Consider the following 22321-nt stretch of genomic DNA (forward strand, 5'->3'; position numbering starts at 1 on the left):
TCGTATATTTGGTAAGTTTGTGTAAAATCAAAAAACGATCTTTAATGAAAAAGCTAAATATTGGGATACTTGCCTTTTCGGGTATGGTATTTTTAAATTCTTGCGGGACAACAAAAACTGCAGAAAAAACTACTAAAACAGAAACTCCGGTGGCAACTACACAACCCGTAAAAGAAGAGGTGAAAGAAGAAGGGATTACCCTTTCTTATATGGATAAAAGTGTTCGTCCTCAGGATGATTTCTTTAATTACGTGAACGGAAATTGGGTGAAAAATACACAGATTCCGTCTGATAAAGCAAGCTGGGGTTCCTTCAATGCATTGAGGGAAAATGTGGATGATGCTTCCCTTGATATTTTGAATAAAATCTTATCTGAAAAATATTCTGATGGTTCGGAAGGGCAAAAAATACAGAATTTGTATGCATCTTTTATGGATGTAAATAAAAGAAATGCTGATGGATTAGCTCCTATAAAAGGTGATCTGGCTAAAATTGATGCCATTAAAAACCTTAATGATCTTCAGAAATACCTTTTGGATGCGACAAGATTAGGTGACAATTCGTTCTATGGATGGAGAGTAGGTGCAGATATGAAGAATTCTAAAATGAATGCTGTTTATCTTGGTGGACCGGATCTCGGATTAGGAAGAGATTATTATCAAAAAGTAAATGAGGCCAATACCAAAACTTTGGGTGAGTATACTACTTATGTAGGAAAGCTATTCGGAGTATTAGGATATAAAAACTCTACCCAGGCTGCAGAAAATGTGGTTGCCTTTGAAAAACAATTGGCAAACTACCTTTTAACCCTGGAGCAGAACAGGGATGCCAATTTAAGATATAATCCTAAAAATGTTTCTGAGCTATCAGGATTGGTTAAAAATGTAAACCTAGCTAAATATCTTGCAGATGCCGGAGTAAAAACAGATAAAGTTATTGTAGGTGAATTGAAATATTATCAGAATATGGATCAGTTCATCACACAGAAGAATCTTCCATTATTGAAAGACTATTTAAAATATCATGTCATTAATGGTAATGCAAGCAACCTCGATGATGGTCTGGAGCAAATCCGTTTTGATTTCTACTCCAAATATCTTCAGGGACAAAAAGAACAACGTCCGATGAACAAAAGGGGGCTAAGCCTGGTGAATGGTGTTCTTGGTGAAGCTTTTGGAAAATTATATGTTGAGAAATACTTTACTCCTGAAGCAAAAGAGCAGATGGAAACTTATATTGATTACATTCTGAAATCGTTCAAGACCCATATCAATGAAATGGATTGGATGTCTCCGGAAACAAAAGTTAAAGCGCAGGAAAAACTTTCTAAGTTCACCGTAAAAATTGCTTATCCGGATAAGTGGAAAGATTATTCTGCATTGAAAGTAGAAGCACCATCTAAGGGAGCAACGTTATATTCTAACTTACAGAATGTTGCCGCTTGGCAATACCAGAGAAGTCTGGAAAAAGTAGGCAAGCCTGTTGATAAAACTGAGTGGGGAATGACTCCACAAACGGTAAATGCGTATTATAGCGGTTCAAATAATGAGATTGTATTCCCTGCTGCTATTCTTCAGCCTCCTTTCTATAACCCTAAAGCGGATGCTGCCGTTAACTTTGGTGGAATAGGAGCTGTTATCGGCCACGAAATTTCTCATGGTTTTGATGATAGTGGTTCCCGATTCGATGGAGATGGAAATCTGAATAACTGGTGGACAGATGCCGACCGTAAAAACTTTGATGCAAAAGTAGGACAGCTTGCAGCTCAGTATAACGGATATGAGCCTGTAAAGGGAAGTTTTGTGAACGGTAAGTTTACAAGCGGTGAAAACATTGGCGATCTTGGTGGAGTGGCGGTAGCATATGATGCATTGCAGATGTACCTTAAAGATCATGGAAATCCGGGATTAATCAGTGGATTTACTCAAGATCAGAGATTCTTCATGAGCTGGGCAACAGTTTGGAGAACTAAGTCTACGGATCAGTATATGGTAAATCAGGTGAAGACCGATCCGCATTCCCCTGGATATTTCAGAGCCTTTGGCCCATTGGTGAATCAGGATGCATTTATCAAAGCATTCGACATAAAACCTGGAGATAAGCTGTACAAAGCACCTCAGGATCGTATAAAAATTTGGTAATTCAACCGAAAATTGTTAGAAAAGAAAAAATCCGTCTCTCACATTAGTGGGGACGGATTTTCTTTTAATATGCATTTTTATAATTCCGGATCACAAACTTTATTCCGGTTTCTATAATGTCTCCCATGGTTTTACAATATTTGAAATTTACATCGTAAGTGAGTTTTTGCAAAGCTGTCTTTAGTTCTGTAACATTGGCTTCCGGTGCGAGATCTTCTTTTTTCATAATAGAAATGAGTTCATCAAATCTGTTTTTACTGCTCGTTACCCTTTTTACAATTTGTGAACGTACTTCTTTACGGTACTGTTCTATGGAACTGGGTTTCAGTTTTTCCAGTACCATATTGACCATTTGACTGTTTTCTTTAAAATATTGGGGGAGGTATACCTTCAGATTTCCTTCATAAGTTTGTTGGTCAAAGTCAATGGGGCGGATTCTGTAAATAACCTGGTCAAAATCATGTATTGGAATAATGACATAGTTATAAGAGCGCATGTCACCAAGGAGTCCTATAAGACAGCGTTCATTGAATTTTACAAATTCCTTGGAGATCTGAGCTTTTTCGGGCTCCGTACAATTGGGTAAGTGCTTCTTAATAAAAACATCACCGGGAATTCCTAAAATATGCTCTTCTATTAAAGTGTTTTTGTAAATCAGAAAGTTAATTCGATTAGGAGAAAGCAGATCCTCAAGCTCCAGTCCATAAATACGGGAAGCATCTGCCTGCTTAATATAAAAGTTAGTGTAATTGTCGTTCAGAATATTTCTCACCCGGATTCGAAAAGGTTTAGAATTTCCGAAGGTGCAAAAGTCGATTGTATCCACTTTCAGGTAGGGTAAAGTAGCCTCATCTCCGTCAGAATGAAGAAGAGTATAGATCTTGTTTAGATTAGCTTCTATTTCTTTAAACTCATGTTCAGAATACAATACCCCAAGCCACAAAGTATCTTTACCATCATTATCCAGAATACTTACGCTGTCACTAAATCTCAGGAGGTCTTCATACAGAAAATGAATCTTGGTTATTCTGTTGTGTTTTTTCAGATATTGCTGTAATGCTTCTGAAACAGGAAATATTGGTTTTCTAAACGCTATCTTTACATCTTTCATAATTCTGTTTCTTTGTTTAAATATAAAGAATATTTTTTCAGTATTTTTTTCAGATATAAGAAGAATTTTTATTTTGTCCGGGATTTAACATCTTTGCATAAGGGCAAAGTACACCAGGATTTTATTTTACCTCTTTATAGCTTATTTTTATTTATTTTTCATAGTTTAGTGAGGTGAAAATGACATATTTAAGTGTCACAGACCAAATAGGATTAAATAATGTAAGAAAAATCTTAACAAAATTTTGTATGTTGGAGTTTTTTTTTTAAATTTAAACATTGGATTGGCGACTTATTCGATTCGTCGGGTAAAGCCGGTTCTAACCAAAATCAAAAATCTCAAAATAATAATAATATGGCAATGTTTAATTATGGTGTTGGCGGAAACGAGATAAAAGTAGACGCTAATGAAGCTATTCAGGAAATCCAAGAGAATAAGTCATTAATTGTAAGCCAGCTTACTACCGATGAATCTTATACCCCTGAAATTGTAACAGGATTAAAGACTGTGGATGACGTCTTCAAACATTTTCAACCTTCGATAAGTGTACAACATGAAACGGAAGATGGTAGTGTAATCAATGAAGAATTCCGTTTTCAAAATCTGGGAGACTTCACTCCTAAAAGCCTTACGCAAAAATCAGATTATTTACAGCAACTTAGTATGGAACAGGAACAATATAATAAAATTGTCCGCCAGCTAAAAACCAATAAGGTTCTGCGCAGTATGCTGGAAAATGAGCAGACAAGAGCTGCATTTGTGGAAGTGTTGAAAGAAGTGGCACAAGAACTTGAAAAATAACCTAAAGACTTTACATTAAATCATGGATAGTAAATTACAGGCAGCTGAAAGCCAACAACAAGGCCAGCAGCAACATTCGGGACAACCGAAAGGTAATCCCCTTTCCGAACTCAATAAAATTGGTGGTTTCGGTTTTGTAGAATCTGTTGTTGACGGCATCGCCAACATGAATCCTACCAGAAAAGCAAGAAAAGAAATATTCCTCACCGATAATAATAAAGGAGATGAAAGAAAAGAATTGCTACAGAAGATTAATCTTTGGGTAAGCCTTCTGGAAGGGAACGAATCTGCAGATAAAATGGCAGAAGTGTGCAAAAATAAAGCACAACAGGCAGAAAATAGTTTAAAAACAAATTTAAAGAACACTCTGGATACGGTTCGTCAGTTAGAAACCTCTTATCGTACAGTAGCCCAGTTCTATAAAAATACCGAACTTGATAAGGTTGATAATGTAAGTATTGTGAATGCAAGCTTAGATCAACTATCGGATCTTGATAATCCGCTTTTCATCGATGCTATTGCTGAAGAATTCAAGAGTTATTATGATCGTCTGGATCTTAGAGACAATTATTCCCTTTTAGCCATTCCTGGTTATTTAGGATCAAATAAAGTAGTCGAAAAATGGGCAAAGATCTGTAATGAGAACAAAGTAATGTTGGTTACCGATTTTGCTAATCTTGACAAACCGGATGACGTGGTGGATTTATTTCATTCTGCGAACCTTACCGGTGGAGAACTTCACAGAAGTAATGTAATCATGACCTGCAACTGGCTTGTAGGACGTGGAAGAGCTGAAGAAGTGGGTGAAGAAGAAAATGTGGAACTTCCACCTTCTACTTCATTGGCCGGTAAAATACACAAAACATTAATGTCTCAGGTAGCGGCCGGTAAGAAACATGGTAATATCAACGAAGTAGATGCCGTAAAATTCGAATTGAAGAAAAGTGAAATTTCTCAGTTGGAAAAAATGGGATTGGTCCCAATGGTTAATGAATATGGCAAGATCATGGCCTTCTCTGCAAAAACGTTGTTTACAGGAGATAATATCGGTCTTCAGACCTATTCCGTAGTTCGTGTATTCGATTACGTAACCAAAGTTTTGCTGGATTTCCTTAACAGAAGAGCATTTGAAAACTGGACCGCTAAAAATGAAGATGATCTGAGAAGACAGATTGTAACCTTCCTTGATGGTATCAAAGGTCCGGATAAACTGATTGAAAAATTCAAGATCGTTCGTTTCGAACAGGATAAAGTAAATAAAGACAGGGTATGGCTTGATATCCGTTTAACGCCTTATTTCCCAACAAAGAGTTTCGTTATTAAATTGGACGGACATAAAGGGGATGATGGTAACGAATGGGAGTCTCAATATACTCAGGACTAATATATCCTTACCAAATAATAAAAACCGATGCAATTTTACATCGGTTTTTTTCTACCAAATTTATATGAAAATTAATATGTTTACATCCAGGTTTGCCTATTGCATACCCGTTTTCCTGATGCTTTTTATAGGTTGTGAGAAGAAATATCAAAGCCCGAATTACTATAAAAAAGATCTTTTTGAAGATGAGAGACAGGAAGGGAAAGCTTATATTATGAATAAAGAAGAATGTATCGACGGCAGTGATATGGTTCTTGTCAGTTCAGATATAAAGCTCGTAGACAGCTCATCCGGTCGCGGGAGACCTATTTTTATTTACAGACTTACTTCCGGTGAAATAGAAAAAACGACAAGGGACTCTGTGGTCACCTATCCGTTCCAGTTTCTATCCAACCAGAGGCTAAAGCTTAAAAAAGATTCCATGTATGTTTTTCTGAAAAAACTTAACGGATACCGTTTTATTGCAGAAGAGAAAAAGCTTAAGTATCAATGGCTGAAATCCGCTCCGGTATATACCGTAGGTACAGAAAGTAAATAGTTCTATCTTTGCAATTGCTTTGATTGATTTCCTATCCTATTTGTGAAATGATGTAAAAGGCAGGTTGAATTATTTAAACAGAGTCACTTTTTGGAAAAGAATTTTAAGGGTTCGGACTTTCTTCACGTCGGAAACAAGCTGTTGGGATGGTACAAGGAAAATGCCAGAGATTTACCGTTCAGAAAAACAAAAGATCCATATAAAATATGGATCTGCGAAATTGTTTTTCAGCAAACCAGAATTGCTCAGGGGCTTAACCATTATAATAATTTTATAAGGCGATTTCCGGATGTGAAATCCCTGGCGTCAGCAGAAGAAGATGAGGTCTTGCTTCACTGGAAAGGCTTGGGGTATTATTCCAGAGCAATCAATATCCATAAGGCAGCTCAACAGATCATGACAGATTTTGATGGTGTTTTTCCTGCCCGGTATGAGGATATATTACAGCTAAAAGGAGTGGGGAAGTATACTGCAGCCGCAGTTTCGAGCATTTGTTTTAACGGACGCATGCCTGCCGTTGATGGGAATTTCTACAGGGTATTAAGTCGTGTTTTCGCAGATGATTTTGATATTTCCGGTTCAAAGGCCTTTGCTTATTTTTCTCAGTTGGCAACATTAGTTATGCCGGAGAATGTCGGAGATTTTAATCAGGCAATGATGGATCTGGGATCTGAAATCTGTAAGCCCAAAAATCCTCTGTGCGAAAAATGTCCGTTAAAAGATGATTGCCTGGCTTTTGCTGTGAACAAGGTTTCAGAGTTTCCGGTTAAAACAAAAAAAGTAAAAACAGAAGACCTTCATCTGCAGTATTATTTTATTCATTACAAAGGCCAATTTGTGATCCAACAAAGAAAAGATGATTTTATCTGGAAGAAACTTTTTGAATTTCCGTCCTCTCTTCCTGAGGATTTCAAGATATTTATAAAAACCCTTAAAACAGTTCAACATAAGCTCACCCATAAGAATCTTACCATAGATATTTATAATGTTGAAATCCCTTCAAAAGCTATCTGGGAGGATTTTACAGTAAATAATCAATATATGATAACGGACTACCGGGGATCACAGAATAAATCTTTTCCCAAGCCTCTGGAAAGCTATATCCAAAACTCGTTGAAAGACTGAAATTTGTCTTCCTAAATCTGAAATCTAATTTGTACTTTTGCAAAATGATTAAAAAAGTCATTTTTATATTTGCTTCATTGCTTTTAATTTCATGTGGAAAAGATCCAATCCCAAAACCATACGGAGAATTGCGTTTGGAATATCCCACACCAAAATATCAAAAATTTGATCCTAACTGTGCTTATAGTTTTGAATACTCGGATTTTGCAATGATCACAAATGCTAAAAGGCCTTGCTGGTACTATCTGAATTATCCTAAAATGAAGGCTAAGGTTTTTGTTACCTATTATCCGATTCAGAATGATTTTGCCGATCATATCAAAGAAGCTGAAAAGATGGTGTATGAGCACACCATTAAGGCCAGTGCCATTGACACTAAGTCTTTTGAATATCCCGAAAAGAAAGTCTACGGGAATTTTTACGAATTAAAGGGGCAGAGTGCTTCCAATCTTCAATTTTACATTACAGACAGTACAAAACACTTTGTAACTGCTTACCTATACTTTAATACAAGACCGAAACCGGATTCATTGGCTCCTGCAGTAAATTATATCAAAAATGATATGAAGCATCTGCTGGATACTTTCGAATGGAAAAAATAAATCAGTTTAAAATACATTGAAAAATATATGAAACTTTTAGTTGTTGGAAGTGTTGCATTTGATGCAATTGAAACACCGTTTGGTAAGACAGATAAAATTTTGGGAGGTGCCGCTACTTATATCGGGATCACTTCATCTATCTTAGGCGTAAAATCAGGGATTGTTTCTGTTGTTGGAGGGGATTTTCCACAAGAGCATCTTGATATGTTTACCGACAGGGATGTAAATATCGAAGGAATTGAGATCGTGAAAGAAGGAAAAACATTTTTCTGGTCAGGAAAGTATCATAATGATTTAAATACAAGAGATACCTTAGCTACAGAAGTAAATGTTCTGGAAAATTTTGATCCGAAAATTCCGGATTCTATGCAGGATGCAGAGATTTTGTTGTTAGGAAACCTTCATCCGGGGGTACAGCTGTCCGTTCTGGAAAAAATGAATGAACGTCCAAAGCTTGTTGTCCTGGATACCATGAATTTCTGGATGGATACTGCGATGGATATTTTAATGGATATGATCGCCAAAACAGATGTGATTACCATCAATGACGAAGAAGCCAGACAGCTTTCAGGAGAATACTCTTTAGTAAAAGCGGCAAAAAAGATCCTTAAAATGGGACCTAAATATGTGATCATTAAGAAAGGGGAACACGGAGCATTACTGTTCAATGAAACTCAGGTGTTCGCTATTCCGGCCCTTCCGTTAGAAGATGTTTTTGATCCGACCGGAGCGGGAGATACTTTTGCAGGTGGTTTTGCTGCATATTTAGCCAAGAAACAGAAGATCGATTTTGAAACGATGAAATCAGCATTGATCGTTGGTTCAGCAATGGCCTCATTTACTGTAGAGAAGTTCGGGACCGAAAGAATTGAAGAAGTAAGTGAATCGGATATGTTCAGCAGACTGAGACAATTCAAAGAATTAACAACATTTGACGTTGAACTACAATAAATAGATGTTTTTAAGAAATATTTATAATAAAAAATTTAGTGTAATTCGTTAAGAATTCTAAATTTGCAACTTGTTTAAAATACTAAAATGATAAATAAACTAAAGATCACTTTTCTTTTTGGAGTTTTTGTGATGCTGTTTGCTACTAACATGAAGGCCCAGTTAAAACAAGGGGACCTGGTGGATGGTATTGCTGCTGTAATCGGAGATGAAATTGTGTTAGAGTCTGACGTTAATGAACAGATGAATTATGCAAAACAGCAGGGCGCTTCCAACACAGATAAGTGTGAGTTTTTGGAGAATCTGATCAACAATAAACTTCTTGTATTCGAAGCAAAAAAGGATACCTTGATTGAAAACAGATCGGCTGCTATTAAAACTCAGGCTAATGCAAAGTACAGCCAGTTACTTTCCCAATTTCCTGATGAAAAAGCAATGTTAGCTGCCTACAAGTTCAGAACTGCTTACGAAATGAAGAATGCTATCGAAAAGATAGACACGGATACCTATTACGGGCAGGCAAAATATCAGAGAGTTACTGATAAGGCCGATGTTACGCCAAATGAAGTAACCGATTTTTATAATATGTATAAAGCTCAGTTACCTGAAATCAAAGATGAAGTAACTTTAGCGCAGATCATGATGTATCCTAAACTTACGGAAGCCCATAAAGATGAGCTGATCAATAAGTTAAAAAAAGATTAAACAGGATATTGCAGGTGGAGAATCATTTGAAAGTCAGGCGAGAATCTATTCTGAGGATCCGGGTTCTGCATCTACTGGAGGTTTAATGAAAAATATCTCTAAAGGACAGATGGTAAAACCATTCGAGGCGGCTGCACTAAACCTTCAGGAAGGGGAAATTTCAGACCCTGTAGAATCAGAATTTGGGTACCATATCATTCAATTGGTGAAAAAATCAGGAAAGATATATGATGCAAGACATATCCTTTTGATGGCTACTCCTACTGAAGACGAAATTAAAACAGCTAAAAAGAAATTAGACAGTATTAAAACCCTGATTACAGAAGGGAAAATTACATTTAAAGATGCTGCCTTTAAATATTCAGATGATAAAAGAACAAAATTCAATGGTGGGGTAATTTCCGGATCTGATGGTTCTAATAAGATCGAAAGAGAAACTATTCCGGGAACTATCAGCTATGAATTGGCAGGTCTTAATAAGGATGATATTACCAGTGCTTTTGATGATGAAGACGAGAGAAAAAGAAAAGTAGTGAAAATTGTGAAGATCGAAGATGTGATTCCTTCTCACCAGATCACTCTGGAAACCGATTATGACAGAATAAAGCAAATGGCACTTAATAAGAAGCGAAATGAAATGGTTGAAAAATTTGTGAATTCCAAATTACCAACAACATTTATATCGATAGACAGCCGTTATGATTCCTGCAAGTTTAAAGGAAACTGGAAAAAAGAGGCTTTAAAGAAATAATAGAAAAACCTTCAGATCATCTGAAGGTTTTTTTTTATAGATGGCATCCGGGATAATTAAAATTAAAAAGAAAATTTATCTGAATATTCTTCAAATAGAAAGGGATGAAATTTTTGTTTTTTAGTATTTTTACAGCATGAGTAATTTTATAGATTTTAGTGCGGCTAAAAAAATTTATGGGATGGAATCAGAACAAAACAGGATTACCAGACTTTTTGATATAAAATATCCGATCATTCAGGCAGGAATGATATGGCATTCCGGATGGAGACTTGCTTCAGCAGTTTCCAATTGCGGAGGGCTGGGATTAATCGGTGCAGGAAGTATGTACCCCGATATTTTAAGAGAGAATATTCAGAAATGCAAAGCAGCTACAGACAAGCCTTTTGGCGTAAATGTACCTATGCTTTATCCTAATATCGAGGAAATTATTCAAATCATTTTGGAAGAGGGAGTGAAGATTGTTTTTACCTCAGCAGGAAATCCTAAAACCTATACAGAAACTTTACAGAAAGAAGGTATTAAGGTGGCTCATGTTGTTTCGTCTACAAAATTTGCCATTAAATGTGAAGATGCGGGAGTAGATGCTGTGGTAGCGGAAGGCTTTGAAGCAGGAGGACATAACGGGAGGGATGAAACTACGACCTTCTGCCTTATCCCTAATGTAAAGCAACACATTTCTAAGCCCTTAATTGCAGCTGGAGGAATTGCTTTAGGTTCTCAGATAAAAGCGGCTATGATTTTGGGAGCAGATGGTGTACAAATAGGGTCCCGGTTTGCGGCAACCCATGAAGCCAGTGCCCACGAAAACTGGAAAAAGAAAATTACAGAGCTGAATGAAGGAGATACTCATCTTACCTTAAAAGAACTGGCTCCGGTAAGGATGGTTAAAAATAAATTCTTCAATGAGCTAGAAAATATTTATCAGTCCGGGAGAGATGCGGAAGCTTTAGCGGCGTCTTTGGGTAGGGCAAGAGCAAAAAAGGGGATGTTCGAAGGAGATCTGGAAGATGGAGAACTGGAAATAGGACAAGTGTCTGCATTGATCAATGACATCCTACCTGTTGAAACTGTTTTTGCTAACCTTCTGAACGAATTTGAAGAGGTAAAAATGCCTAAATTTTAATGAAGCAATAACTTGAATGTCGGTTAATTTAGCAAAACCCCAAATAAAAAATCTTTATATAGAATACGATAATTCACGGGGCAACAGGCCTACATTGGTTTTTCTTCACGACTCCCTTGGATGTACCCAATTATGGAGGGATTTTCCTCAAAAACTTTCCGAAGCTTCCCAATGTAATGTTCTGGTTTATGATCGTTTAGGATATGGTAAATCAGGTCCGATGCTTACATACGAAAGACCCGATAATTATATGGAGCTGGAAGCAGATCTTCTGAATGAGTTGTTGCAGGAGCTTAACATCAAAGATGCTATTTTATTCGGGCACAGTGACGGAGGAACCATAGCTCTGATCACTGCCGGTAAATATCCCGAAAGAATAAAAGCCGTTATTTGTGAAGCAGGACATATTTTCGTTGAAGATGTTACGCTGAAAGGAGTGTACGATGCATGGGAAGCTTATAAAACTACGAATCTTCCTGAGCGCCTGCAAAAATACCATGGAGATAAAGTAGAAATGCTTTTCAAGGCCTGGACAGAAACCTGGACTCGGGAGGGATACAGAAATTGGAACATCGAGTATATATTGAAAGATATTATATGTCCATTACTATTTATTCAGGGAGATGCTGATGAATATGGAACTTTAGATCAGGTAGAAAAAACAGTAGGACAGGTGAGCGGATTCTCAGAGAAATACATTATACAAGGAGTAGGACATACACCACACAAAGAAGTACCTGATATTATATTGGAGAAGGCGAAAGAGTTCATAGAGAAACACATTTAATAAGGTTGGTCTATAAATTTGTTAATTCATACTCTATATTTTTTCTGGCCTGATGTTCATATTTATTCTTAAAATAGTCAGTTTTAAAAATATAATCCGACTCCAGAAAATGCAGAAGTACTTTTCTTCTGCCAGGTTTATATAGAAAGTCAGGATAGATAGAGTATTCTCTTCTGATCATTTTAGTATATTCCAGATAGGTTTGAGGGTCTTGTCCTAAAATCGATAAGTCAGCGTCTAAAAGATAGTTGGTGTCATTATCTGGGGATTTTTGATGCAGTTGAGTCGCCAGAATCTGATGAAAGATATTATCTATGGACCTTTTATCTACCTTAATTTCACTAAGCCTTATTTTCGCCAATTCAGCACTTTTTTTCTCATTAGCTTTTGAGGAAGCATCATAAATAATATCGTGATAAAATACTGCAAAACTTATCACCTGAAAATCTGAAATATCACTTTTTACCTTTTCCAGCTCCGAAAATAAAGCAGTCAGATGTTCCAGATTGTGATAAAATCTTCCTTTTTGGGAGTATTGGATCTCTATTTCCTGCCACAATTTATTAATGAGATACTGGTCCTGTGTGTAAGGAAGGAGATTCTGAGCTAATCTTTCTTTCAGATTCATATTATTAAAAGGGATAAAAAAAGGAACTTAAAAAGTTCCTTGATTTGCTTCGATTGTTGCTTTCAGGTCTGCCCAGCCACCGCCGTTATAACCGTCCTTTAATCCCTGGGAATTTAAATATTCCAACGCTTTTCCGCTTCTGTTTCCACTTCTGCAGAAAATTACAACTGGTTTTTCTATCGATAGAATTTCTTCTTTTCTATCTTCAACTTCACCTAATGGAATATTTTGAGCTCCTTCTATATTACCATCCATTTCCAGTTCCATTGGTTCGCGAACATCTATTAATTGATAATTTCCGGATTTTAATACATCTGCTAATGACATAATTGTAAATATTTAGTGTTAAAAGTATAAAATGGCTGTCTGAAATATTTCACACACCCAAACTCCAACAAATTTATAAAATAATCTTAGTTTTGCAATGGGAAATCATGAATTCAACTGCTGAAAAATATTCTGAACTGATAAAGTCCAAGGCACAACGTTTTGGATTTCAGAATTGTGGTATCTCCAAAGCCGATTTCCTCGAAGAAGATGCCCGTCATCTGGAGAAATGGTTAAAGAATAACTTCCATGGGGAAATGAAATACATGGAAAACCATTTTGATAAAAGATTAGATCCCCGATTACTGGTAGAAGGCTCGAAGTCAGTGATTTCATTATCCTATAACTATTTCCCTGAAGAGAAGCTTTCCACGCTGGAAAACTACAAGATCTCAAAGTATGCATACGCCGAAGATTATCACGAGGTAATTAAGGAAATTCTTCGTGAAATGGTGACTGAGCTGCAGGAGGAGATCGGGGAATTCGGATTCAGGGTTTTTGTAGATTCTGCTCCCGTACTTGAAAGAAGCTGGGCTAGGAAATCCGGAATTGGATGGGTAGGGAAAAATGCCAATCTGATCACGAAACAAAACGGCTCCTTTTATTTTTTAGCGGAGATCATTTGCGATCTTGAGCTGATTGCAGATCACGAAACCACCAACCATTGCGGTACCTGCAGAAAATGTATCGATGCTTGTCCTACAGATGCTATCATCTCGGATAAAATCGTTGATGGAAGCAAATGTATTTCATATGCTACCATTGAATTGAAAAGTGAGATTCCCGATTATTTCAGGGATAAAATGCAGGATTGGATGTTTGGCTGTGATATCTGTCAGGATGTTTGCCCTTGGAACCGGTTTTCAGCTCCGAACATGCAGAGCAAATTCAAGCCTAACGATAGCCTGAAAAATTTTAAAAAAGGTGAATGGAAAGAGCTTACGCAGGAATTATTCTCTGAAATCTTCAGGAAATCGCCTGTAAAAAGAACAAAATATGCAGGCCTGAAAAGAAATATTGAGTTTTTGGAAAACGGTAGTGATCCTGAATCTTAAAAAAGAAGCCTACCTTTCGGTAAGCTTCCCTAAGAAAAAATTAAATTGGTATATATTATTTTTTAATAATATCGGGGGGTGCAACAGGATTCTGATCCCATCCGCCACCAAGTGCCCTGTAAATGGCAACACTTGCTTTTAACTGATTCATTTTCTTTTCAACAAGTTCAAACTTGGATTCAAGAGCATCCCGTTGGGTTAGGAGAACTTCCATATAATCTGCACGGGCATATTTAAAAAGATCATTGGAAATATCAATGGACTTTGTTAAGGCATTTACTTCCTGATTTTTAATATCAAAACTATTTTCCAGATTATGAATCTTTGATAATTGGTTGGCTACCTCAATATAAGCACCCAGTATAGTTTGCTCATAATGGTAAACAGCCTGCACCTGTTTTGCATTGGCATTATAATAAGCTGCCTTTATTGCATTTCTATTGATCAGTGGGGCAGTAAGCTCTCCTGCAAGAGAATACAGAAAGGACTGAGGCTTGACAATGTACAGAGGGTTAAAAGCCTGAAATCCTACTCCCGCAGCAATATCAAGAGAAGGATAAAACCTTGCTTTTGCTGATTTTATATCCAGCTTTGATGCAGCAAGCTCATATTCAGCCTGTTTAATGTCAGGTCTGTTTTCCAGTAGCTCTGAAGGAATCCCCGTATATACCGGTTGTGGAACGAGGGTATCAAAAGTATTGCGGGTTCTTTCCACAGGCTGTGGAAATCTTCCGACAAGGTAGTTGATCCTATTCTCTGTTTCCACAATTTTCTGCCTGATATCGTACTGCATTCCCTGGGTTTTTAAAACCTGAGCCTGAAAACGTTGTACGGCAAGTTCATTGGAACGGGCAAATTTTTTGAGATCTCTTACAACCTCTAAAGCATCATTCTGAATCTTTATATTCTGCTGTAGGATATCCAGTTCATTATCCAGAGCCAGCAGTTCATAGTAAGAATCAGCAATTTCAGCAATAAGATTCGTAGTCATAAAATTCTTTCCCTCTACACCGGCAAGGTACCTCTGTACCTGAGCTCTTGTGGCATTGTGCAGTTTCCCCCAGATATCGGTTTCCCATTTGGCCTGGGCTCCTACTGCAAAATCAAATAAAGGATCCGGCATTTCTCTGCCCGGTTCAATTTCAGTATTCGCTTCCATTGCTCCGATATTAGTGTATCTGCTTACTTTATCCATACCGGCTCCGGCTTTCAAACCTACTGATGGCAAATACTCTCCCTTACGGGCCTTGATCTCATTTTTGGAAATTTCTATTTCCTGGAGAACAATATTCAGCTCCTGGTTATTCTTAAGAGCTTCATTGATCAGTGCCTGGAGATTTGGATCACTGAAATATTCATTCCATTTGATCTTTCCTGTATTGGAAGAACTATTATCATCAGTCCCGTATTGTTCAGGAACTGTTTTATTTTCGGCACGCTGTTCTATTTCTATAGGTTTGCAGGCAGCAAGGCTTAATAGGACCAGTGCGATCCCTGCATATTGATATATTTTATTCTTATTCATAGTGTATCATATCTTCGCTTAGCGGTGATTCATCTTCGTCTTTGATCATTTTTTTGCCATCAGACCATTTGGCAAAAATGTAATAGAGGCCAGGAATAATGATGACTCCTAAAATAGTTCCCACGAGCATTCCTCCCAATGCAGAAGCTCCAATGGTGTGATTTCCGATCGCTCCGGCACCTCCTGCAAAAATTAAAGGAACAAGACCTGCAATAAATGCAAAAGAAGTCATCAGGATCGGACGGAACCTGATCCTTGCACCTTCCACGGCTGCTTCAAATATGGAATCCCCTGACTGTCGCCGCTGTACGGCAAACTCAACGATTAATACTGCATTTTTACCCAGAAGACCTATTACCATGATCAGTCCTACCTGAGCATAGATGTCATTTTCCAGACCCATTGCCTTAAGGAGAAGGAAAGATCCGAATACCCCCACAGGAAGCGAAAATAAGACAGCGAATGGAATGACAAAGCTTTCATACTGCGCCGCAAGTACGAGGTATACGAATACAAGAACAACCAGGAATACATAAATGGCTTCATTTCCGCGTTGTGCTTCATCATATGATAATCCTTCCCAGGCTACTTTGTATCCGTGAGGTAAAGTTTTAATTGCTGTTTCATTAATCGCATTAATTGCATCCGCAGTTGTGTACCCTGCAGCTGGTAACCCTCGGATCGCAGCAGAATTATACATGTTGTAGCGGGTAATTTCATTAGGCCCCTGTGTTTTTTTCAGCGTCATAAATGCTGAATAAGGAACCATTTCATCACGGTCATTCTTTACATAGAGCTTCATGATATCCGAAGGAAGTCTTCTGAATTCAGGAGAAGATTGTACATATACTTTAAAGAACTGCCCGAATCTGATAAATCCTTGCTCATAGGTACTTCCGATCAGGATATTCAGGTTGTCCATCGCCTTACCGATAGAAACTCCTTTCTGCATGGCGGCATTATTATCAAAAACAAGCTCATATTGCGGATAATTGGCTGCAAAAAAGGTGAATACTCCTGTTAATTCCTTGCGCTTTTTAAGGTTGGCAATAAATTCCTTGTTTACCTTATCGAAATCCTGATAATCTGTGGTTCTGTTCAGATCCAGCAGTCTCATGGAAAATCCTCCTGAAGATCCAAATCCGGGAACAGCCGGCGGTTCAAAAAACTCAATGGTTGCTCCGAGATCTTTTGATTTTTCTTCAAGTTCTTTCATGATTTCTTTTACAGAATGGTCACGGGCACTCCAGGTTTTAAGGTTAATCAGACAAGTTCCGGCGTTAGAACCACGCCCTTCCGTCATAATTTCGTAACCCGCCAGTGAGGATACGGATTCTACACCGTCCACACCCTGACAGATCTTCTGTAATGCTCTGGAAACCTTATTGGTCTGTTCCAATGTAGAACCCGGAGGTGTCTGAATAATGGCATAAATCGTCCCCTGGTCTTCATTGGGGATGAAGCCTCCCGGAAGTGTTTTGTTGATGATAAAAATTCCGGCTGAAAATAAAATCAGGATTCCCCAGGTTACCACTTTTCTGTTAACGATTTTTCTCAGAAGCAATGCATACTTACCGGTTACTTTATCAAAACCTTTATTAAATGCATCCAGTGATTTTGTAAAGAGATTGGCTTTTTTAGGTTTTCCATGATTGTTTTTCAGCAGCATTGCCGCTAAAACAGGCGTTAATGTAAGGGCAACTACAGCAGAAATCACGATGGAACTCGCCATGGTAATTGAAAACTGACGATAAAAGGTTCCTACCGGCCCTGTCATAAATGAAATAGGGACAAATACTGCAACCATTACAGCAGTAATTGCGATAATAGCGCCTGCAATTTCAGCCATTACTTCTTTCACAGCTTTATAAGGTGAAATGTTGCTTTCTTCCATCTTGGCGTGTACAGCCTCAATAACCACAATCGCATTATCCACAACGATACCGATAGCTAGAACAAGGGCAAATAAGGTTACCAGATTTATGGATAGGCCAAAAAGCTGAATAACAAAGAACGTTCCTACTAAAGAGACGGGAACGGCAATGATTGGGATCAATGTTGACCTCCAGTCTCCAAGGAAGATGAAAACTACAATGGCTACAAGAATAAAGGCATCCCTCAATGTGTGGACCACCTGTTCGATGGAAGCATCCAGAAACTGGGATACGTCATAGCTGATCTTGTAATCTACTCCTGGTGGGAAGCTACCTTTCATTTCCTCAAGCTTTGCTTTCACATCTTTTATTACGTCATTCGCGTTACTTCCATAATTCTGCTTCAGGACTATAGAAGCAGAAGGATGTCCGTCGAGATTGGAATAAATATCAAAGAATTCGCTTCCCAGTTCTACCTTAGCTACGTCTTTAAGCTTAATATTTTCCCCCTCAGCATTGGAACGGACAATGATGTTCTCATACTCTTCAGGTTTGTTATATTGTCCTTTATAGGTAAGAACATATTCAAGGGACTGCGCTGCAATTCCTGAGCTCTGACCGATTCTTCCGGGACGCCCGATGATGCTTTGCTCACCAATAGCCTTCATTACCTCATCCACAGAAATAGAATAAGCACGCATACGATCGGGATTCAGCCAGATTCGCATTGCATATCTTCGGCTTCCCAGGATCTGTGATTTTGCAATACCGTGAATACGGTTGATTTCAGGAATGATGTTTACGGTTGCATAGTTGTAAAGGAATTTTTCATCCATGCTCTTGTTGGTGCTGTATAAATTGACATACATCAACATACTGGGCTGAATGGGATTTACTACAACCCCCTCTTTCTGTACGAGTTCAGGTAAAAGGGGCATCACCTGGTCTACTCTCGTTTTTACAAGAACAACGGCAGCATTGGGATCTGTTCCGGGATCAAAAACAACGTTTACCGTAGCTTCTCCGGCACTGGTCGCATCGGTGGTGATGTAACGCATTCCCTGTACTCCATTGATGGCATTTTCAATGGTAATCAATGAGGATTTCACCAGTACATCGGCACTCGCACCCGGATAAGCAATGGATACGGCAACCGTAGTAGGTGCGATTTTTGGAAATTGTTCGGTAGGAAGCTGTTTAATGGCCAATCCACCGACAAAGAGGATGATGACCGATATTACGATTGCGAATACCGGCCGGTGTATTACTTTTTTAAACATAATTCTGCTTTTTAATTACTCAGCATAGAGATCCAGGTTCGACATCACTTTTTCAGGCTTCTGATAGCGGGTGGAAATTTTTTGATTTTCCTGTACCATTCGAAGCCCGTCCAAAAGAATTCTTTCATCTTTTCCAAGTCCTGACGCCACTACATAAATATGTGGTAATTCAGCAGCAATTTTTATTTCCCGTGCTTTTACTTTGTTGTCTTTGTTGATTACATATACATATTTCTTTTCCAGCTCTTCAAAAGTTGCTTTCTGAGGAATCAGCATAGCGTTGGCATAGGGAGCTGTAATCTGTATATTTCCGGTTTCCCCATATCTGAGAAGACCCTTAGGGTTAGAAAAAGTTGCTCTATATGCAATATTTCCTGTTTCATTATCAAAATCAGACTCGATGGTTTCCACAATACCATCCTGGCTGAATGTTTTTCCATTGGCCATTTTTAAACGGACATGCATAGGATCATTGTCCTTTCTGTCACTCATCTGATTCAGGTATTCAGCCTCCGGAACATTGAAGTATACCCACATCTTGCTGTTATCCGAAAGTTCTGTGATCAGCTCGCCTTCGTCTACCAGACTTCCTTTCCGTACATGCAGACGGCCTACAATTCCGTTAAAAGGAGCCCTGATCTCGGTAAATTTCAGGTGTGTATTCATTGACGAAAGCTCAGCCTGGGCTTTTTCATATTTCGCCTTAGCCATTGCCATTTCCTGTGGAGCTACAATATCTTTATCTGAAAGATTTTTAGTGTTCTGGTATTCTATCTGAGCATATTTTGCTTCTGCCTTTGCCCTGTTAACATCAGATTCATAAAGGTTGGGCATAATTTTAAATAGCAGTTGTCCCTTTTTTACATATTGACCTTCATCTACATATAAGGTCTGGATATAACCTTTTTCCTGAGCACGGAGTTCTATATGGTTAATGGATCGGATTTGCGCTACATAATCTTTATCGATTAAAGTATCTTTCACTAGCGGGCTTGTTACATTGAAAACCGCAGCTTCTGCTTTTTCTTTTTTCTCTGATTGACAGCTTATGCATAGCAAAATAATGCACAGGTTTATATACATGAGACTTTTCTTGACCATGATAATCATTTTATAGTAAATTTTTTTAATTGAAAAAATAAGGTTGCAGGCTCTCAGCATGAGAACCTATAAATTTTCCGTAAAAATATACTAAGATCACAGCCGGATGACCCTGTACTGGATGTACAGGTCATCATTGAAATATTTTAGATGTTCTGAATTAGCAAGTGAAAGAGCACTCTGTCTGTTATGGAATATCGTAACGAAATCAGATTTCAGATGTCCGATGTCTGTCCCTAAACAGATTGGAGGTCCCGTAAAACCGGATGTCTCTACATTATCATCGTTTTCATTATCGCTTTCGGAAAGGTTTGCTCTAAGCTTATGATAGGGCAGGTGTGAAACAACATATTGATCATGAAGTTCATGGTCTCTTAGAAAAGCATAAGAATGTTTTATATTGTTTTCCGAAGAATCATCACTTACGGATTTTGAATTGAAGTTGACATCAAAATCGGGATACTCCGGTATCTGACCAGAGTACAAACCTAAAACAGTGAGTAGTGCAAATAAAAAGGTAAACAAATATTGATGAAATCTTCCCCGCATCCAATGACAAAGGTAACTAAACTTGAAAATTGAAACAAAACGTGGGGATTAAAAATGTGTTAAAAAAATGATAAAAATGTAAAATATAATTACAATAAATGCCTGATTGCAAGTTCTTGATGAGAATGTATCCAAAAAAAAGGGAAGATTGAAGGGGATATGGTGGTGAGAAACTGAAAAATTGAGTTTCGTATGAGGAGTTAAGCGTTAAATTTTTGGTGATAAACCCTCGTTTGGAATTTCTGCTGTTCCAAATTAAAGAGGGTAGTCGACCATTCCTTAAATTTAGCGGTTTAAGGAGGCAAAGATTTTGTGAATAAAAATTCTCTGAAAAGCCTTTCCTAAAAAGAAAAATTGACTTTCAAAAAGATAAAATCTTTTAGAAAATCAACGTTTTTTTTGTATTCTTTTCGGAGCTGTTTTTACTCTTATTTTAAATCTTTTTTGGGATTTAGTGTTTTTACGCATATTTGTGACTATTTCATACTTAAATGTACTGATTTTTCCGATTAAAACAAATATTTTTGTTATAAATTAAAAATTAATTTTACGTAACCTTATAAGACATATCTGTGAAAAAAATACTTATTATCGTTTTAAAAGCTTTAGGAATCATCCTCGGGATCGTTGCTCTTTATGTTGTTCTTGCCCTGTTAGTCCCGTTTATCGGGGTTTCAGCGAAGGATGACGGTGAAAAGAAAGAGATTCCAATTTATATTTATACCAATGGAGTACACACGGATATTGTAATGCAGGTAAAAAACGATCTGCAGGACTGGAGTACAAAAGTTCCTTTCTCCAATACCACTTCAAAGAGAACTGATTATCAATATATAGGAATCGGATGGGGAGATAAAGGTTTCTACCTGGACACTCCGACATGGGCTGATTTAAAATTTTCAACAGCTTTCAAAGCTGCTTTCTGGTTAAGTGAATCTGCAATGCACTGTACTTATTATAGTACGATGAAAGAAGGAGAAGACTGTAAAATGATTATGATCAGCAGGTCCCAGTATAAAAAATTAGTTGAATTCGTAGAAGCCAAATTCGATAGAGATAAGAATGGTAATTTTATTCTCATCCCGACAAATGCTGTATATGCTGATAATGATGCCTTTTATGATGCTAAGGGAAGCTACAATTTCACGTATACCTGTAACACCTGGACAAATGATGCCCTAAAAGCTGCGGGACAAAAAGCAGCCCTGTGGACGGCTACAGATTTTGGAATATTCAGGCATTATAAATAATTAGAGTTATGTGTTTGATTGATCGGATTTTATCCAGAAATTGATGTTTAAGATTTTCTTGAAGACATTAATTTTTTGTTGTTAATGAAAAATATAATTTCTGAAATGCTGGAATTTTTACGAAAACATTACCTACTAATAATAATCCTTTTTTTAGGAGGGATTCTTTTTTATGATAATCATTTAAGAAAGGAATTTAAAAATACTTATAAAGAAAAAGGGATTTATACTATTGGAAAAATTAATGATATTAAGGGATATGGAAGAGGAACGGGCTTTAATTTTATTTATATTTTTAATGTTAGTGGCAAAAAATATAAATCATACTGTGATATTTATCCCCTAAAATATGGAGAAGCTGAAAAGAAATTACATAAAAGTTACTTAGTAATATATCTTAATGATAATGTATATAATAATAGGTTATATTCTAATATTTTGGTTAATGACAGTATGACTAGCAGCCAATTACAGAAATGGATTAATAGCAATCCAGAGATTAAATCTAAATTAGATACAATACCGCATCCCAGTTTCTTTTTTGAAAATTATTTTTAGCTTTTTTAGGCCTCAATAAAATAAAAATAATTTGAAAATTTACCTACACTAAATATTTATATTGGAGTTATTTCAGAACAGATAATAAAATTATATTCCAAAACAATGAATTTGAAGGGTTATGAAATAATGATATATTTTCTTTAATTAAT

The 22321-nt window shown here is 37.2% G+C and carries 19 protein-coding genes and 1 pseudogene; 13 read left to right on the forward strand and 7 right to left on the reverse strand.

Annotated features, from left to right (window positions below; translation table 11 throughout):
* Nucleotides 1–44 precede the first annotated feature (44 nt).
* Nucleotides 45–2141 carry a M13 family metallopeptidase gene (locus ACJ5H0_RS16320; RefSeq protein ID WP_172276772.1) on the forward strand — a complete coding sequence of 699 codons (2097 nt, stop codon included), beginning with the start codon at nt 45–47 and terminating at the stop codon, nt 2139–2141.
* 64 nt (nt 2142–2205) lie between these two features.
* Here the strand turns inward: ACJ5H0_RS16320 and ACJ5H0_RS16325 are convergent, their stop codons facing one another.
* Nucleotides 2206–3252, reverse strand: coding sequence for a hypothetical protein (locus ACJ5H0_RS16325; protein ID WP_172276775.1), 1047 nt, complete (start codon nt 3250–3252; stop codon nt 2206–2208).
* Between the two features lie 354 nt (nt 3253–3606).
* Between ACJ5H0_RS16325 and ACJ5H0_RS16330 the strand changes: the two genes are divergently transcribed.
* The 9 genes and pseudogenes from ACJ5H0_RS16330 (at nt 3607) to ACJ5H0_RS16370 (ending at nt 12022) form a co-directional block, all read left to right on the forward strand.
* The gene (locus ACJ5H0_RS16330) at nt 3607–4053 is read left to right on the forward strand and encodes a type VI secretion system contractile sheath small subunit (RefSeq protein WP_228456922.1); all 447 of its coding nucleotides are present in this window, start codon (nt 3607–3609) and stop codon (nt 4051–4053) included.
* 22 nt (nt 4054–4075) lie between these two features.
* A complete protein-coding gene (locus ACJ5H0_RS16335) occupies nt 4076–5437 on the forward strand; it encodes a DUF5458 family protein (RefSeq protein ID WP_411250572.1) in 1362 nt (453 codons plus the stop codon).
* Nucleotides 5438–5501: 64 nt separating this feature from the next.
* Nucleotides 5502–5975 (forward strand): hypothetical protein, encoded by a 474-nt coding sequence (locus ACJ5H0_RS16340; protein WP_273650945.1) that lies wholly within the window; start codon nt 5502–5504, stop codon nt 5973–5975.
* Nucleotides 5976–6065: 90 nt separating this feature from the next.
* Nucleotides 6066–7100 (forward strand): A/G-specific adenine glycosylase, encoded by a 1035-nt coding sequence (gene mutY, locus ACJ5H0_RS16345; protein ID WP_411250577.1) that lies wholly within the window; start codon nt 6066–6068, stop codon nt 7098–7100.
* A gap of 44 nt (nt 7101–7144) precedes the next feature.
* On the forward strand, nt 7145–7702 hold the full coding sequence (gldD, locus tag ACJ5H0_RS16350; RefSeq protein WP_172276787.1) for a gliding motility lipoprotein GldD: 558 nt from the start codon (nt 7145–7147) through the stop codon (nt 7700–7702).
* A gap of 27 nt (nt 7703–7729) precedes the next feature.
* Nucleotides 7730–8653, forward strand: a complete 924-nt coding sequence (locus ACJ5H0_RS16355) for a PfkB family carbohydrate kinase (protein WP_273650948.1) — start codon at nt 7730–7732, stop codon at nt 8651–8653.
* 87 nt (nt 8654–8740) lie between these two features.
* Nucleotides 8741–10109: pseudogene (locus ACJ5H0_RS16360) on the forward strand (peptidylprolyl isomerase).
* A gap of 181 nt (nt 10110–10290) precedes the next feature.
* Nucleotides 10291–11235 carry an NAD(P)H-dependent flavin oxidoreductase gene (locus ACJ5H0_RS16365; RefSeq protein WP_172276796.1) on the forward strand — a complete coding sequence of 315 codons (945 nt, stop codon included), beginning with the start codon at nt 10291–10293 and terminating at the stop codon, nt 11233–11235.
* A gap of 16 nt (nt 11236–11251) precedes the next feature.
* A complete protein-coding gene (locus tag ACJ5H0_RS16370) occupies nt 11252–12022 on the forward strand; it encodes an alpha/beta fold hydrolase (protein WP_411250582.1) in 771 nt (256 codons plus the stop codon).
* Between the two features lie 10 nt (nt 12023–12032).
* Here the strand turns inward: ACJ5H0_RS16370 and ACJ5H0_RS16375 are convergent, their stop codons facing one another.
* Together ACJ5H0_RS16375 and ACJ5H0_RS16380 are read right to left on the reverse strand one after the other, a co-directional pair.
* Nucleotides 12033–12650, reverse strand: coding sequence for an HD domain-containing protein (locus ACJ5H0_RS16375; RefSeq protein WP_411250585.1), 618 nt, complete (start codon nt 12648–12650; stop codon nt 12033–12035).
* A 27-nt stretch (nt 12651–12677) separates the two neighbouring features.
* Entirely contained in the window at nt 12678–12977 is a 300-nt protein-coding gene (locus tag ACJ5H0_RS16380) for a rhodanese-like domain-containing protein (RefSeq protein ID WP_172276805.1), read from the reverse strand.
* A 107-nt stretch (nt 12978–13084) separates the two neighbouring features.
* On the opposite strand from ACJ5H0_RS16380, the gene queG reads away from it, so the two are divergent.
* A complete protein-coding gene (gene queG, locus ACJ5H0_RS16385; RefSeq protein WP_306611210.1) occupies nt 13085–14032 on the forward strand; it encodes a tRNA epoxyqueuosine(34) reductase QueG in 948 nt (315 codons plus the stop codon).
* Between the two features lie 55 nt (nt 14033–14087).
* Here queG and ACJ5H0_RS16390 read toward each other — a convergent pair whose 3' ends face one another.
* The 4 genes from ACJ5H0_RS16390 to ACJ5H0_RS16405 form a co-directional block, all read right to left on the reverse strand.
* Entirely contained in the window at nt 14088–15557 is a 1470-nt protein-coding gene (locus ACJ5H0_RS16390) for a TolC family protein (RefSeq protein WP_411250590.1), read from the reverse strand.
* On the reverse strand, nt 15550–18711 hold the full coding sequence (locus ACJ5H0_RS16395; RefSeq protein ID WP_172276814.1) for an efflux RND transporter permease subunit: 3162 nt from the start codon (nt 18709–18711) through the stop codon (nt 15550–15552). Before ACJ5H0_RS16395 ends, ACJ5H0_RS16390 begins: the two co-directional genes overlap by 8 nt.
* Before the next feature lie 15 nt (nt 18712–18726).
* Nucleotides 18727–19812 (reverse strand): efflux RND transporter periplasmic adaptor subunit, encoded by a 1086-nt coding sequence (locus tag ACJ5H0_RS16400; protein WP_172276817.1) that lies wholly within the window; start codon nt 19810–19812, stop codon nt 18727–18729.
* A 96-nt stretch (nt 19813–19908) separates the two neighbouring features.
* The gene (locus ACJ5H0_RS16405) at nt 19909–20337 is read right to left on the reverse strand and encodes a hypothetical protein (protein ID WP_411250595.1); all 429 of its coding nucleotides are present in this window, start codon (nt 20335–20337) and stop codon (nt 19909–19911) included.
* A gap of 596 nt (nt 20338–20933) precedes the next feature.
* Between ACJ5H0_RS16405 and ACJ5H0_RS16410 the strand changes: the two genes are divergently transcribed.
* On the forward strand, nt 20934–21611 hold the full coding sequence (locus tag ACJ5H0_RS16410) for a TIGR02117 family protein (RefSeq protein ID WP_273650954.1): 678 nt from the start codon (nt 20934–20936) through the stop codon (nt 21609–21611).
* Between the two features lie 84 nt (nt 21612–21695).
* Entirely contained in the window at nt 21696–22169 is a 474-nt protein-coding gene (locus ACJ5H0_RS16415) for a hypothetical protein (RefSeq protein WP_411250598.1), read from the forward strand.
* Nucleotides 22170–22321: the final 152 nt, after the last annotated feature.

It is taken from the genome of Chryseobacterium proteolyticum, assembly GCF_046591535.1.
GTDB classification, from domain to species: Bacteria; Bacteroidota; Bacteroidia; order Flavobacteriales; family Weeksellaceae; genus Chryseobacterium; species Chryseobacterium proteolyticum.

Bases quoted from the DNA above. Each gene is read 5' to 3' on its own strand.
- gldD (WP_172276787.1), top strand. From the start codon at position 7,145: ATGATTAAAAAAGTCATTTTTATATTTGCTTCATTGCTTTTAATTTCA.
- ACJ5H0_RS16390 (WP_411250590.1), bottom strand. From the start codon at position 15,557: ATGAATAAGAATAAAATATATCAATATGCAGGGATCGCACTGGTCCTA.
- ACJ5H0_RS16400 (WP_172276817.1), bottom strand. From the start codon at position 19,812: ATGGTCAAGAAAAGTCTCATGTATATAAACCTGTGCATTATTTTGCTA.
- ACJ5H0_RS16325 (WP_172276775.1), bottom strand. From the start codon at position 3,252: ATGAAAGATGTAAAGATAGCGTTTAGAAAACCAATATTTCCTGTTTCA.
- ACJ5H0_RS16355 (WP_273650948.1), top strand. From the start codon at position 7,730: ATGAAACTTTTAGTTGTTGGAAGTGTTGCATTTGATGCAATTGAAACA.
- ACJ5H0_RS16395 (WP_172276814.1), bottom strand. From the start codon at position 18,711: ATGTTTAAAAAAGTAATACACCGGCCGGTATTCGCAATCGTAATATCG.
- ACJ5H0_RS16415 (WP_411250598.1), top strand. From the start codon at position 21,696: ATGAAAAATATAATTTCTGAAATGCTGGAATTTTTACGAAAACATTAC.
- ACJ5H0_RS16320 (WP_172276772.1), top strand. From the start codon at position 45: ATGAAAAAGCTAAATATTGGGATACTTGCCTTTTCGGGTATGGTATTT.
- queG (WP_306611210.1), top strand. From the start codon at position 13,085: ATGAATTCAACTGCTGAAAAATATTCTGAACTGATAAAGTCCAAGGCA.
- ACJ5H0_RS16365 (WP_172276796.1), top strand. From the start codon at position 10,291: ATGGAATCAGAACAAAACAGGATTACCAGACTTTTTGATATAAAATAT.
- ACJ5H0_RS16330 (WP_228456922.1), top strand. From the start codon at position 3,607: ATGGCAATGTTTAATTATGGTGTTGGCGGAAACGAGATAAAAGTAGAC.
- ACJ5H0_RS16340 (WP_273650945.1), top strand. From the start codon at position 5,502: ATGAAAATTAATATGTTTACATCCAGGTTTGCCTATTGCATACCCGTT.
- ACJ5H0_RS16370 (WP_411250582.1), top strand. From the start codon at position 11,252: ATGTCGGTTAATTTAGCAAAACCCCAAATAAAAAATCTTTATATAGAA.
- ACJ5H0_RS16380 (WP_172276805.1), bottom strand. From the start codon at position 12,977: ATGTCATTAGCAGATGTATTAAAATCCGGAAATTATCAATTAATAGAT.
- ACJ5H0_RS16335 (WP_411250572.1), top strand. From the start codon at position 4,076: ATGGATAGTAAATTACAGGCAGCTGAAAGCCAACAACAAGGCCAGCAG.
- ACJ5H0_RS16375 (WP_411250585.1), bottom strand. From the start codon at position 12,650: ATGAATCTGAAAGAAAGATTAGCTCAGAATCTCCTTCCTTACACACAG.